The organism is Halobacterium noricense (assembly GCF_021233435.1).
Lineage (GTDB): Archaea > Halobacteriota > Halobacteria > Halobacteriales > Halobacteriaceae > Halobacterium > Halobacterium noricense.
On the sequence record NZ_CP089468.1, the window covers coordinates 119,657 to 131,083 of the forward strand.

General features: G+C 68.4%; 13 protein-coding genes. 5 read left to right on the top strand and 8 right to left on the bottom strand.

Translation table 11 applies throughout. From position 1 onward, the window contains the following. Positions 1-14: 14 nt before the first annotated feature. The gene (locus LT974_RS00680) at positions 15-176 is read right to left on the bottom strand and encodes a preprotein translocase subunit Sec61beta (protein ID WP_058980779.1); all 162 of its coding nucleotides are present in this window, start codon (positions 174-176) and stop codon (positions 15-17) included. Between the two features lie 150 nt (positions 177-326). Between LT974_RS00680 and trxA the strand changes: the two genes are divergently transcribed. Together trxA and LT974_RS00690 are read left to right on the top strand one after the other, a co-directional pair. Beyond that, positions 327-596 carry a thioredoxin gene (gene trxA, locus LT974_RS00685; RefSeq protein WP_232588639.1) on the top strand — a complete coding sequence of 90 codons (270 nt, stop codon included), beginning with the start codon at positions 327-329 and terminating at the stop codon, positions 594-596. An 84-nt stretch (positions 597-680) separates the two neighbouring features. Next, the gene (locus tag LT974_RS00690; RefSeq protein WP_269785420.1) at positions 681-2,543 is read left to right on the top strand and encodes an SLC13 family permease; all 1,863 of its coding nucleotides are present in this window, start codon (positions 681-683) and stop codon (positions 2,541-2,543) included. A 12-nt stretch (positions 2,544-2,555) separates the two neighbouring features. On the opposite strand, the gene LT974_RS00695 is transcribed toward LT974_RS00690, so the two are convergent. Next, complete coding sequence (locus LT974_RS00695) at positions 2,556-3,737, bottom strand: inorganic phosphate transporter (protein WP_232588642.1); 1,182 nt, start codon at positions 3,735-3,737, stop codon at positions 2,556-2,558. Positions 3,738-3,774: 37 nt separating this feature from the next. Beyond that, complete coding sequence (locus tag LT974_RS00700; RefSeq protein ID WP_232588644.1) at positions 3,775-4,575, bottom strand: hypothetical protein; 801 nt, start codon at positions 4,573-4,575, stop codon at positions 3,775-3,777. Positions 4,576-4,857: 282 nt separating this feature from the next. On the opposite strand from LT974_RS00700, the gene LT974_RS00705 reads away from it, so the two are divergent. After that, on the top strand, positions 4,858-5,787 hold the full coding sequence (locus LT974_RS00705) for a sulfide-dependent adenosine diphosphate thiazole synthase (protein WP_232588646.1): 930 nt from the start codon (positions 4,858-4,860) through the stop codon (positions 5,785-5,787). Continuing rightward, on the top strand, positions 5,787-7,163 hold the full coding sequence (gene thiD, locus LT974_RS00710; protein WP_232588649.1) for a bifunctional hydroxymethylpyrimidine kinase/phosphomethylpyrimidine kinase: 1,377 nt from the start codon (positions 5,787-5,789) through the stop codon (positions 7,161-7,163). Before LT974_RS00705 ends, thiD begins: the two co-directional genes overlap by 1 nt. Here the strand turns inward: thiD and npdG are convergent. From npdG to LT974_RS00730, 4 genes are read right to left on the bottom strand one after another with little or no spacing between them, the layout of a single operon-like run. Further along, the gene (npdG, locus tag LT974_RS00715; RefSeq protein ID WP_232588652.1) at positions 7,134-7,802 is read right to left on the bottom strand and encodes an NADPH-dependent F420 reductase; all 669 of its coding nucleotides are present in this window, start codon (positions 7,800-7,802) and stop codon (positions 7,134-7,136) included. The two genes, thiD and npdG, sit on opposite strands and share 30 nt — an antisense overlap. 43 nt (positions 7,803-7,845) lie before the next feature. After that, on the bottom strand, positions 7,846-8,130 hold the full coding sequence (locus tag LT974_RS00720; RefSeq protein ID WP_232588653.1) for a hypothetical protein: 285 nt from the start codon (positions 8,128-8,130) through the stop codon (positions 7,846-7,848). A gap of 44 nt (positions 8,131-8,174) precedes the next feature. Then, positions 8,175-9,050, bottom strand: coding sequence for a TIGR01548 family HAD-type hydrolase (locus tag LT974_RS00725; RefSeq protein WP_232588658.1), 876 nt, complete (start codon positions 9,048-9,050; stop codon positions 8,175-8,177). A 32-nt stretch (positions 9,051-9,082) separates the two neighbouring features. Beyond that, positions 9,083-9,493, bottom strand: a complete 411-nt coding sequence (locus tag LT974_RS00730) for a UPF0146 family protein (RefSeq protein WP_232588659.1) — start codon at positions 9,491-9,493, stop codon at positions 9,083-9,085. 40 nt (positions 9,494-9,533) lie between these two features. Between LT974_RS00730 and LT974_RS00735 the strand changes: the two genes are divergently transcribed. Then, a complete protein-coding gene (locus LT974_RS00735; RefSeq protein ID WP_232588662.1) occupies positions 9,534-10,055 on the top strand; it encodes an archaemetzincin family Zn-dependent metalloprotease in 522 nt (173 codons plus the stop codon). A gap of 313 nt (positions 10,056-10,368) precedes the next feature. Here the strand turns inward: LT974_RS00735 and LT974_RS00740 are convergent, their stop codons facing one another. Then, on the bottom strand, positions 10,369-11,337 hold the full coding sequence (locus tag LT974_RS00740) for a hypothetical protein (RefSeq protein ID WP_232588666.1): 969 nt from the start codon (positions 11,335-11,337) through the stop codon (positions 10,369-10,371). Positions 11,338-11,427: the final 90 nt, after the last annotated feature.

An 11,427-nucleotide genomic window follows, 5' to 3' on the forward strand; every position in this document is an offset into this window, starting at 1 on the left:
CTCTCGGGGTCGGGCTACGCGAAGAACTGCAGTAGTAGTACGGCGATGCCGAAGAACGCGCCCGTCGCCACCACGGAGCGCGGGTCGATGCGGATGGCGTTCGGGTCCTCTGAGTCGAAGTACCGGACCAGCCCTGCGCTGGACATCAGCCCGCCGGAGTTCTCACCACTGCTCATGTATCCGAGTCGGAACTGAGCCCGCGTAAACCTTTCGTGTCCCGGCGACTCGCCGCCGGAACGCCGCTGTGAGCCCCACAGCGGTGAAGCGGCGAGGGTCGTCCCGTGAGAAACCCTTATGCGGGGCGCGGGGCAAGGGCAAATAGACCGATGACAGTCACCATCAAGGACTTCTACGCCGACTGGTGTGGTCCCTGCAAGACGCAGGACCCCATCCTCGAGGACCTCGAGGAGGACTACGGCGACCGCGTCACCTTCGAGAAGATTGACGTCGACGAGAACGAGGACGTCGCCAACGAGTATCAGGTTCGCTCGATTCCGACCGTTGTCGTCGAGGACGACGACGGCGTCGTCGAGCGCTTCGTCGGTGTCACGCAGCGCGACCAGCTCGAGGACGCGCTCGAAGAAGCCGGCGCGTAAGCGACCCGACAGTTCCATCCTCCGTTTCTCGCAGAACGCGTAGCGACCGTTAGGCTGTTGTAACCCTCCGCCCACTGTCACCCCATGTTCTCGGTGCTGCCGCTCGCCGCCGCCGGGGGACTCCCTCCGGTGACCGTCGAGATGGCTGTGGTCTTCGCGCTCGTCGCCGTCACGCTCGTGCTGTTCGTGACGGAGGCGCTGCCGCTGGACGTCACCGCGATTCTCGTGATGGTGACGCTGATGGTCCTGCAGCCGTGGACGACCATCAGCGTCGAGCAGGGCCTGTCGGGGTTCTCGAACCCGGCGACAATCACCGTGCTGGCGATGCTCATTCTGAGCAACGGTATCTCCCGGTCGGGCGTCGTCCAGATTCTCGGTCGGTGGATGTCGGCGTTCGCGGGCACGAACAAACACCGCCAGCTCGCGTCGACGATTCTCGCGACCGGCCCGGCGTCGGGGTTCATCAACAACACGCCCGTCGTCGCCATCCTCGTGCCGGTCATCAGCGACCTCGCGCACAAAGGCGGCACGTCGCCCTCCAAATTGCTGATGCCGCTGTCGTTCGCGTCGATGCTCGGCGGGATGCTCACGCTCATCGGGACGTCGACGAACATCCTCGCGAGCCAGACCGCCGAGCGCATCGGCACCGAGCGCGGCGTCGAGGCCCTGCACGCGTTCTCGATGTTCGAATTCACGCACCTCGGCGCACTCGTGCTCGTCGTCGGCTCCGCGTACCTGATGACGATTGGCTACTGGCTGCTCCCCGAGCGCGTCCCCCCGGAGGAGGACTACCTCGCGGAGTACGACATGCAGGACTACCTCAGCGAGGTCGTCGTGCAGGCGTCCTCGCCGCTCGTCGGGAAGACCGTCTCGGAGGCCATCGACGAGCAGCGCTTCGACGCCGACGTGCTCCAGCTCGTGCGCGGCGGCGAGCGCTTCATCGAGCCCATCGGGCAGAAAGTCATCAAGCCCGGGGACGTGCTCACGATTCGGACCGACCGGCAGACGCTGGGTGCTATCGCGGACGTCGACGACCTCGCGCTGACGGGCGCGCCCGAAACTGACCCCGAGTTGGAGCCCAGCACGGAAGCAGAGCAGACGCTCGTCGAACTCGTCATCCAGTCGGGGTCGTCGCTGGTCGGCGAGACGCTGCAGTCGTCGTCGTTCCGCGGGCGCTACGACGCGAACGTGCTGGCGTACCGCTCCCGCGGGGAGACCGTCCGCCAGCGCATGGACGAACTCAAGCTCCGCGTCGGCGACACGCTGCTGATTCAGGCACCCGAGGACAGCATCGACCGGCTCTCCCAGAGCCCGGATTTCATCCTCGCGTACGAGCCCGAGGAGCCCGACTACCGCACCGAGAAGATTCCGTACGCCGTCGCCACCATCGTCGGCGTCATCGGCGCGGCGACGTTGCTCCCTATCAACATCGTCGTGTCGGCGCTCGCGGGCGTCGTCGCGATGGTCGCCACCGGCGTGCTGCGGCCCGGCGAAATCTACGACTCCGTGGACTGGAACGTCATCTTCCTGCTGGCGGGCGTGATTCCGCTCGGCATCGCCCTCGAGCAGACCGGCGGCGCGGAACTGCTCGGTTCGCTCGTCGCGGCGACCGGCGATTTCCTCCCCGCCATCGGCGTGCTGTGGGTGTTCTACGTGTCCACGAGCCTCATCACGGGCGTCATCTCGAACAACGCCAGCGTCGTGTTGATGATACCGGTCGCCGTCGAGGCCGCGTTGGAGGTCGGCGCGAACCCGTTCGCGTTCGTGCTCGCGGTGACGTTCGCGGCGTCGACGGCGTTCATGACGCCCGTCGGCTACCAGACGAACCTCTTCGTCTACGGGCCCGGCGGCTACAAGTTCAGTGACTACGTCCGCGTCGGGATGCCCTTGCAGTTGCTGTTGTCGGTGGTCACGGTCGCCGGCATCGCGTTCTTCTGGACGCTGTAAACGTCGTCCCCGTTAGAAGCCGAAGATGGGGACGAAGCGGAACGTGAGGTACGCGCCGACGGTCGCCAGCAGCGGGACGACGTTCTGCATCAGGACGACGCGCGCGGTCGTCCCGGGGTCGAAGAGGTCCGACGCGCTCGGAATGTCCTCGGGGTCCTCCTCGCCGATTTCCGGGACTTCCTCGCCGCCGTCCTCGTCGGCAGCGAGCCCACCCACGGAGACGGGAACCTCGCCCTCGCCGCGGACCGCCTCGGGCACAGAGACCGGCCGCGTCGCGCGGCCCCAGCCGAGGCCGACGATGGACATGGTGGCGATGACGACGAAGCTCGCCGGGATGCCGATAGCCGACAGGAAGATGACCAGCGACGCGCTCACGACGGCGACGACGATGGCCGCCGTCAGCGGGAGTTCCGTGATGTCGCTGCCCATCGTTTCGAGCGTGCGGCGCGCGATGGTGAACGCGCCGATGCCGACCGCCACGCAGCCGATGATGATTGCGGGGTTCATCTCCAAGACGCCGCTCCCCACGAGCGGCGCGATGGCGTTGGCGACGTTGCTCGTCCCCGAACTGAACGCCATCAGACAGCCGATTGCGATGACAGTCGTGACGCCGAGCAGTTCGCGGCGGTTCGTCGTCTCCGTGGGTCGCGGCACCGGCACGACGCCCGAGCGGTCGACGTCCAGCAGGTCGCCGGCGCTGCGCTCCATCGCGATGAGCCGGTGCAGCCGCGCGTAGAAGTACCGGCCGATGACCAGCGACACCCAGAAGCCGATGACGGGCGCGACCAGCCACCAGATGGCGATTTCGCCGAACACCGCCCAGTCGAGGGCATTACGCGCGACGCCGAGGCCCGCGATAGCGCCGACGGCCGTCATGGACGTCGACGCGGGGACACCGAAGAAGTTCCCGACGAACAGCGCCAGCCCCACGAAGAACAGCACGCCGATGCTGGCTTCCAGCGTGAAAATCGCGGGGTTCGTGACGAGTTCGCGGCCGAGCGTGTCCACGACGCGGCGGCCGAGCGTCCACGCGCCGACGGCGAAAAAGCCGGTCATCAGCAGCGCCGCGACGGGCTTCGAGATGGCGTCCGCGCCGACCGCGGGGCCGAACGCCGGCCCGGTCGTCGACCCGCCGACGTTGAAGCCGACGAACATCGCCACCAGAATGCCCACGAGGAGCAGGACGCTAATCACGCCGCCACCCCGCTGTCGGCCCGCGTAACGAGCGCGTTCATTTGGGCTCGCCTTCGTCGGGCTCGACGTCGTCTCTGGACCCCTTCTCCTCGCCCTCGCTGTCGTCGTCTTCGCCGTCCTCGTCGCCGTACCGCTCCTCGACGGCTTCGACCTTCTCCTCGACCGATTCGTCGGCCGATTCGCTGTCGGCCGTTGTCTGCTCGACAGTTTTCTCGACGGTTTCTTCGACAGTTTTCTCCACCGTCTCCTCCATCGTTTCTTCGACCGTCTCCTCGACGGTCTCTTCGACGGTTTCGCCGACTTTCTCCTCGACGGTCTCACCGACGGTTTCTTCGACGGTTTTCTCCACGGTTTCCTCGACGGTTTCGCCGACTTTCTCCTCGACTGTGTCGCCAACCGTCTCCTCGACAGTCTTCTCGACTGTCTCGCCGACCTTCTCTTCGACCGTTTCACCGACAGTCTCCTCGACGGTTTCTTCGACAGTTTTCTCGACAGTTTCGCCGACGGACTTCTCGACGGTTTCTTCGACCGTCTCCTCGACGCTGGCTTCGACGGTCTCGTCGACGGTTTCTTCGACCGTCTCCTCGACGCTGGCTTCGACGGTCTCGTCGACGGTTTCTTCGACGGTTTCCTCGACGGTGTCGCTGACGGCCTGGGTCATCCAGTCGGGGTCGAAGCGCGCCATCTTCCACGCGATGTGGATGACGAACGACGCCAACACCCCGAGCCCGAACGCCAGCCCGGTCTGGGTCCCGACGACCGAGAACAGCACCACGGAGACGAAGATGAGCACGCCGTACGCGAGGTCCGTGAGGCTGTCCACGCGATTCGGGTTCACGCGCCCACCCCCGGCCACGCGACCGCGCCGCTCTCGCTCGCTGTGTGGGCCGTTTGCAATTCACGAGGCCGTGTGTAGCCCGGCGCTAGCGGGCTACGCTGAACGAGAAATGTGATACTAGAACAGAGGGCGCGCACGGAGAAAGGGATTCCGATGGGTGGGGTGTCGCCGCGCCGGGCGCGCGCCACGCTTCGAGGTGCGCGACGTCGAATTCCACTAACCGTCCCGCCGCCGCAATCGTACACCCCAACCGATAAGTAGTCGGTTGTATCACTAGAGAATATGTCGTTCGACTCGTTCGCCGACGCCGACGAAGCACAGGTCACGCGCGCAATCGCCCGCCAGTGGACCGAGGAGTTCATCGACGACACCGAGACCGACGTCATCATCGTCGGCGGCGGCCCCTCCGGGCTGATGGCCGCCAAAGAACTCGCCGAACGCGACGTCGACGTCACCGTCGTCGAGAAGAACAACTACCTCGGTGGCGGGTTCTGGCTCGGTGGCTTCCTGATGAACAAGCTCACCGTCCGCGCGCCCGCCGACGACGTCCTCGACGACCTCGGCGTCCCCTACGAGTACGACGACGAGACCGAGGGCCTGGCGGTCGCGGACGGCCCGCACGCGTGCTCGTCCCTCATCAAGGCCGCCTGCGACGCCGGTGCGCGCATCCAGAACATGACCGAGTTCACCGACGTCGTCGTGCGCGACGACCACGAGGTCGCGGGCATCGTGATGAACTGGACGCCCGTCCACGCGCTCCCCCGCGAACTCACGTGCGTCGACCCCATCGCCGTCGAATCCGACGTGGTCGTCGACGCCACCGGCCACGACGCCGTCGTCGTCTCCAAACTCCAGGAGCGCGGCGTCGTCGATGCGGCGGGCATCGAGCACGCCGACGAGAACAACACGGGCATGGACAAGACCGAGGACGGCGAGTACGGCGCGCCCGGCCACGACTCCCCCGGTCACGACTCGATGTGGGTCGCCGACAGCGAGGACAAGGTCGTCGAACAGACCGGCAAGGTCCACGACGGCCTGATTACCGCCGGCCTCTCCACGGCGACCGTCCACGGCCTCACGCGCATGGGCCCGACGTTCGGCGCGATGCTGCTCTCGGGGAAGGCCGCCGCGAACGCCGTCCTCGACGAACTCGGGTCGGACGAACCCGCGGTCGAACTGCCGTCGCGGGCAGCGCCCGCCGCCGACGACTGATGCGCCCCGTCGCGCTCACGGTCGCCGGGTCGGACAGCGGCGGCGGCGCGGGCGCACAGGCCGACCTGAAGACGTTCGAAGCCTGCGGCGCGTTCGGTACCTCGGCGCTCACCGCCGTCACCGCGCAGAACACCACGGGCGTCACCCACAGCACCGTCCTCGACCCCGCGGCCGTCCGCGCGCAGCACGACGCCGTCGTCGCGGACTTCGACGTCGCCGCCGCGAAGACCGGGATGCTCGGGGACGCGGACGTCGCCGCCGAAGTCGCGGATGCCCTCGGGGAGTCGGACTTCCCGGTCGTCGTCGACCCCGTCGTCGTCGCGCAGTCCGGCGACCGCCTGCTCACCGAGCGCGGCGTCGACGCCGTGCGCGACCGGCTCCTCCCGGAAGCGACGGTCGCCACGCCGAACGTCCCCGAGGCCGAACTGCTCGCGGACGTCGAAATCGAAGCCGAGGCCGACCTCCGCGAAGCCGCCGAGGCCGTCCGCGACCTCGGCCCGGATGCGGTCCTCCTGACCGGCGGCCACCTCGACGGCGACCCCGTAGACGTCTACGCTGGCGAGACGACCCGGGCGTTCACCCGCGAGCGCGTCGACACCGACGACACGCACGGCTCCGGCTGCACGCTCTCGGCGGCCATCGCCGCGCACCTCGCCAGCGGCGACGACCTCGAAGTGGCTGTCGAGCGCGGCGTCGACGCGACCGCGCGTGCCATCGCGTCGCCCCTCTCGCTCGGGTCGGGCGCTGGCCCCGTCGACCACGCCGCAATCGCGGACGGGCGTCGTGCCATCGCGGACGGCGAACGTGCCGGCGTGAGTCGTAGCTACGGCACGACCGACGCCATCGAAGCGGTCCGCGACGTCGTCGCCGCGCTCGAACGCGAGTGGCCGCCCGAACTCGTTCCCGAGGTCGGGACGACCGTCGCGGTCGCACCTGCCGACGCGACTGTCCCCGACGACGTGGTCGCTGTCGACGGCCGCCTGCACGCGACGAGCCGCGGCGTGCGTGCCACGGGCGGCGTCGCGCCGGGCGCGTCGAGCCACATCGCGCGCTTCCTGCTCGGCGTCCGCGAGCACGACTTACGGAGTTCCGCGGCCGGGAACGTCCGCTGGAGCCGAGCGCGCGAGTCGGCGCTGCGCGAGCGCTGGGACGTCGAACTCACCGACCGCACCGACGAGCCCGCGGACGCGGACGGAACGATGGACTGGGCCGCCCGCGAGGCGATGACCGACCGGGAGCGCGCGCCCGACGCCGTCGTCGACCGCGGCGCAATCGGGAAGGAAGCGATGATTCGCGTGGTCGCAAAAGATGCCGACGCGCTGCTGGAGAAGTTCAGCGAGGTTGCGTCACTCGAACGTGACGCCGACGTCGTGTAGGCCCTCGTTGTGGAGCGCGAGGTCGACGAGGAGTGGCGTCAGCGACTCCACCTCTGCGGCGTTCGCCAGCGGGCCCGCGTCGAGCATGCGGATGCCCTCGATGCCCGCCGCGAGGTCGACGACGTTCTGCTTGGCGTCGCCGTCGTCGCCGACGACGAGCGTGTCGAGGTCCAGTTCGACGTCGAGGTTCGCCAGCCGGTCGGCCGCGAGGTTCTGGAACGCGCCCACCACGGACACCTCCTCAGGTGCGGCGTCCGCGACGAGTTCGGTGACGCTGCCCGCGCTCGGCGGGTTGTAGTCGAAGCCGCCATCGCGCTTCTTCATGCCGACGGCGGGCGAAATCAGGAGCGTGTCCTCGTCGAGGCGGTCCGCGATATCCGCCACGAGATCGGCGACGTGGTACGGCGGTACCGCCAGCACCACGACGTCCGCGCGGTCGGCCGCCATCCCGTTGGCGAACCCCGTGATTTTCTCGTCGACGCCGCGGCTATCCAGCTCGGTCTCGTACTCCTCGGCCTTCGCGCGGGCCCGTTCGGGGTCCCGCGAGCCGACGACGACGTCGTGGTTGGTGTCGTACGCCCACCGCAGCGCCAGCCCTTCGCCGATGTCGCCAGTCCCGCCGAGTAACGCGATTCGCATACCTCACTGTCTCCCGGCGCGCGGTTAAGAATTGTGTGGGCGACTATCCAATATGGGTCTCGACGTCCACGCCCGTGAGTTTCCCGAGTTCCTCCCACTCGTCGTCGCGGGCGTGGCGGCGCTCGACGGTCACGTACTCGTCGCTGGTCTTCGGCGTCGTGAACCGGAACAGGACGTTGTCGGCTTCCAGGTCTCGGCCTTCCGCGTAGAACCCCTGTTCGCCCTCCTCGGCTTCTTCGAGTTCGACGTCGTGCTCCCACTCGTCGTCGACTTCGATGTGCACTGGGCCGGCTTCCTGCTCGCGGAGAATCGTCACGAGTTCGTCCATGTGGGTGGCTGCGACGGCCAGCGTGTTATGCCATGTGGCCGTCGCTACCGCGGGTCGACGGCGCCGTGGAGGTCGTTCACGGAGTCGAGCACGCCGTCCGCGCCCGCGTCCTCGTACTTCCGGCGGCCCTCCGGTCCCGTCAGCCCGCCCGTGAGCACGCCGAACGCGTAGTACGTCCGGTTGGGGTCGGCCTCCCGGGCGTTCACCACCGTCTCGACGTCGTCGAGGGTGTCCCCGACGAACGCGACCGACTCCGCACCGGTGCGTTCGGCGAGCGCAATCAGCGCCCGCGGATTCGGCTTCCCCTTCTCCCAGTCGTCCATCGTGAACCGGTACTCGTCGGGCACGTCCAGCCCCACGCGGCCCAGCGCGATTTCGGCCTCCGCCTCGGGGCGACCCGTCAGTACGCAGACCGGGAACGCGCTGGTGAGCGCGTCGACGGTCTCGGGGGTCACGATGACCGGCTCGTCGTTGATGTAGCCCTCCTCCGCGGCGAGGTCGGGCTCCGCGCCTTCCAGTTCTTCGTAGCGGTCGGTGCCGAGGTACAGCTGCTGGAACACCTCGCGGAGCCGGTCGGGGTGCCAGTCCTCGCGCACGCGTTCGACGCCGCCCGGGTCGAGGTGGGACTCGACGACTTCCTCCGCGCCCACCAGCCCGCCGCCGTGTGCGGCGACCTGGTCCGTGAACTCGCCGACGTCACCGGTGTACCCCTCGCGTCGGGCGAGCACGAACAGCGCCGCCGCGTCCGTCAGCGTCCAATCGTTGTTGAACCCGCCCGCGTCCTTGAACTGCTGGACCGCGGCCTTCTCGATGGTGTCCCCGTAGACGTACTGGACCGACTCTACGATGGCGCGCCGGTAGGAGTCCGCGACGTCCACGAGCACGCCGTCGACGTCGAGCACGACCGCGTCCACTTCCATACCACCACCGACGCGGCCCGCCGAAAAGACAGTTACGTCCCCGGGCGCACCGACTCGCCGCGCTCCCGTGCGACGTACAGCGTCCCCGAGGCGACAGTCCGGCGCTTGACGGGGACCGCGGGCTGGTCGCCGCCCAGCGTCGTGAACAGGCACGCCGCGTCCGCCGCCTCCGCCACGGCCACGAGCGCGCTGTGGAGTTCGGGCGGGCAGTTCAGGGCGTACACGGCGTCTGCATCCGCGTACACCGACGGCTCCGGGTCGGTCACGTCGTCCCGCACGAACGCGACGTTCTCGGGGACCTCGCGTTCGTGGACGTCCGTCGCGGTCACGTCCCGCCCGCGCGCCGCTAACTCGGCTGCCACGTCCGGTCGCTTGCCCACGCCGACTTCCACGAGTCGCTCGTAGCCAGCGAGCACGTCCACGACCGCGGGTGGGTTACCCATGCCGGGATGTTTATGCCTCACGCCGCTTAACTTCGTCTTGATGCGGGTCGACATCGTGCCCGTCGGCGACGTTCCCGCGAACGTCAAACGCGAGGCCTCCGCCAGCCTTCGGAGTATCTACGACTGCGACGTCGTCGTCGCGACAGAACAACCCGTCCCCGAGAGCGCCTACGACGACGCCCGCGGCCAGTACCGCGCCGCCGAATTCATCGACGTCGCCACCCGCGCCGGCAGCGGCGACAAGACTATCGCCGTCACCCCCGAAGACCTCTACTACCGCCGCCGCAACTACGTCTTCGGGCTCGCGTACCTCGACGGCCGCGGCTGCGTCGTCTCCACGTACCGCCTCCAGACGTCCAGCGACGGCGGCTTCTCCGAACGCCCCGCCAGCGACGTCTTCGCGGACCGCGTCCGCAAAGAGGTCGTCCACGAACTCGGGCACACGCTCGGCCTCGAACACTGCGACAACAACCGCTGCGCGATGAACTTCTCCCCCACGGTTCAGGAAGTCGACCGCAAGGAACAGCACCTCTGCGGCAGCTGCCAGCGTACTGTTTTCTAGAACGCACTTTTTCCAGCGTTCGGCGCGCTCCGCGCGCCTCACTTGCAAAAACTTGCGGAAAAAGCGCCGTTACCCCACCTCCGGTGGGGTTCGGCGCCCGCGCTCCCTCCGGTCGCGCGGTGAACCGCTCGCCTCGGGACCTTCGGACCGCTCACGGGTCACTGCGTTCCCCGTTCGCGCAGTCCGAGGCGCTCGTTCCTCGCGCCTCGCGCCGCTCGGCTCGCGCATGCTCGTTGTCGGCTGCTTCGCTCTGCTGTCCATCTATGTTCGGTGAGTAGCGCGAAGAAGAGCCGACTGCGACCGTACGACCCGGTCAGGGGAGCAGCGGGGCGAGCACGCTCAGGTCGATGAGCGGGCCGTTCCCGTTACCGTTGCCGGGATTGTCCGGCGGCCCGGGTTCGTCGCTCGTCTCGTTGGTTACGTTCGCGCCAGGTCCGTTACCGGACGCGCCCGGCGAGTTTCCCGGCGTATCACCCTCGCCGGGGCTCGTGGCTGTCTCGTTTTTGCCGTCCTCTTCAACGGGTGCGTCGGGTCCGGTCCCGGGGTTGTCGGGCGCGCCGCCCTCGCCGGGATTCGTCTCGTTGTAAGCCGTCTCGTTCTCCTCGTCACCGGGGGTCGCCGGCGTGTCGACTGGTGGGCCGGCCATGCCGTTCCCGAACGGCGGTCCCGTGCTGTTGTTCCCCGGCACACCGGCGATGTTCCGGGCGATAGCCGCGACCTCGGGGCCCGAGAGGTTGCTCGCGGACGTCCGGAGGCGTTCGAGCGCGGAGACGTTCACGCCGCGCTCGGCGAGCGCCTCCTCGGGCAGGCTACGCGCGGTCTCGGCGGTCTCGTTGGTCATCGACTGGAGCGTCGAAACCCGGGCGGCCAGTCCTGCCATCTCGGCGCGGTAGCGGCCCTCGGAAATCGAGCCGTTCTCGCGGGCTGCCTCCAGCTCCTGCTTGCGCTCCCGGAGCGCTTCGAGGCGCTGGTCGAGAGTCTGCGTGTGGTTGGCGACGACCGACGCCTTCGAGGCGTTCGAGTTCGCCGCCGCGACCTGCAGGCCGAACGACCGCTGCTCGACCTCGCCCTCGACCTCGGCTCCCTGTACGTCGACGACGCCGGCGAGCTGGGCACCGGGCGCTGTCTCGGTCTCGTTGTCGGTTTCGTTCGCTGCGTCCCCGTCCTGCACTGCCACGGACCCGGCTGCTGCCGGTCCGTCGGCCGTCGACGCGGCGACCGCCATCGGCGCAGCGGCGCCGACGACGAGGAGTGCAGTCACGAGCAGTACGGTCGCTTTCATCTCGACCGGTCGTTGGGCGTCCCGGGGCTTATACCCGCGGGACCGTGCACGCGACTTCCGTACAATTAACGCCGATTAAGTCGGGTTAAG

Bases quoted from the DNA above. Each gene is read 5' to 3' on its own strand.
- LT974_RS00680 (WP_058980779.1), bottom strand. From the start codon at position 176: ATGAGCAGTGGTGAGAACTCCGGCGGGCTGATGTCCAGCGCAGGGCTG.
- trxA (WP_232588639.1), top strand. From the start codon at position 327: ATGACAGTCACCATCAAGGACTTCTACGCCGACTGGTGTGGTCCCTGC.
- LT974_RS00690 (WP_269785420.1), top strand. From the start codon at position 681: ATGTTCTCGGTGCTGCCGCTCGCCGCCGCCGGGGGACTCCCTCCGGTG.
- LT974_RS00705 (WP_232588646.1), top strand. From the start codon at position 4,858: ATGTCGTTCGACTCGTTCGCCGACGCCGACGAAGCACAGGTCACGCGC.
- thiD (WP_232588649.1), top strand. From the start codon at position 5,787: ATGCGCCCCGTCGCGCTCACGGTCGCCGGGTCGGACAGCGGCGGCGGC.
- npdG (WP_232588652.1), bottom strand. From the start codon at position 7,802: ATGCGAATCGCGTTACTCGGCGGGACTGGCGACATCGGCGAAGGGCTG.
- LT974_RS00720 (WP_232588653.1), bottom strand. From the start codon at position 8,130: ATGGACGAACTCGTGACGATTCTCCGCGAGCAGGAAGCCGGCCCAGTG.
- LT974_RS00725 (WP_232588658.1), bottom strand. From the start codon at position 9,050: ATGGAAGTGGACGCGGTCGTGCTCGACGTCGACGGCGTGCTCGTGGAC.
- LT974_RS00730 (WP_232588659.1), bottom strand. From the start codon at position 9,493: ATGGGTAACCCACCCGCGGTCGTGGACGTGCTCGCTGGCTACGAGCGA.
- LT974_RS00735 (WP_232588662.1), top strand. From the start codon at position 9,534: ATGCGGGTCGACATCGTGCCCGTCGGCGACGTTCCCGCGAACGTCAAA.
- LT974_RS00740 (WP_232588666.1), bottom strand. From the start codon at position 11,337: ATGAAAGCGACCGTACTGCTCGTGACTGCACTCCTCGTCGTCGGCGCC.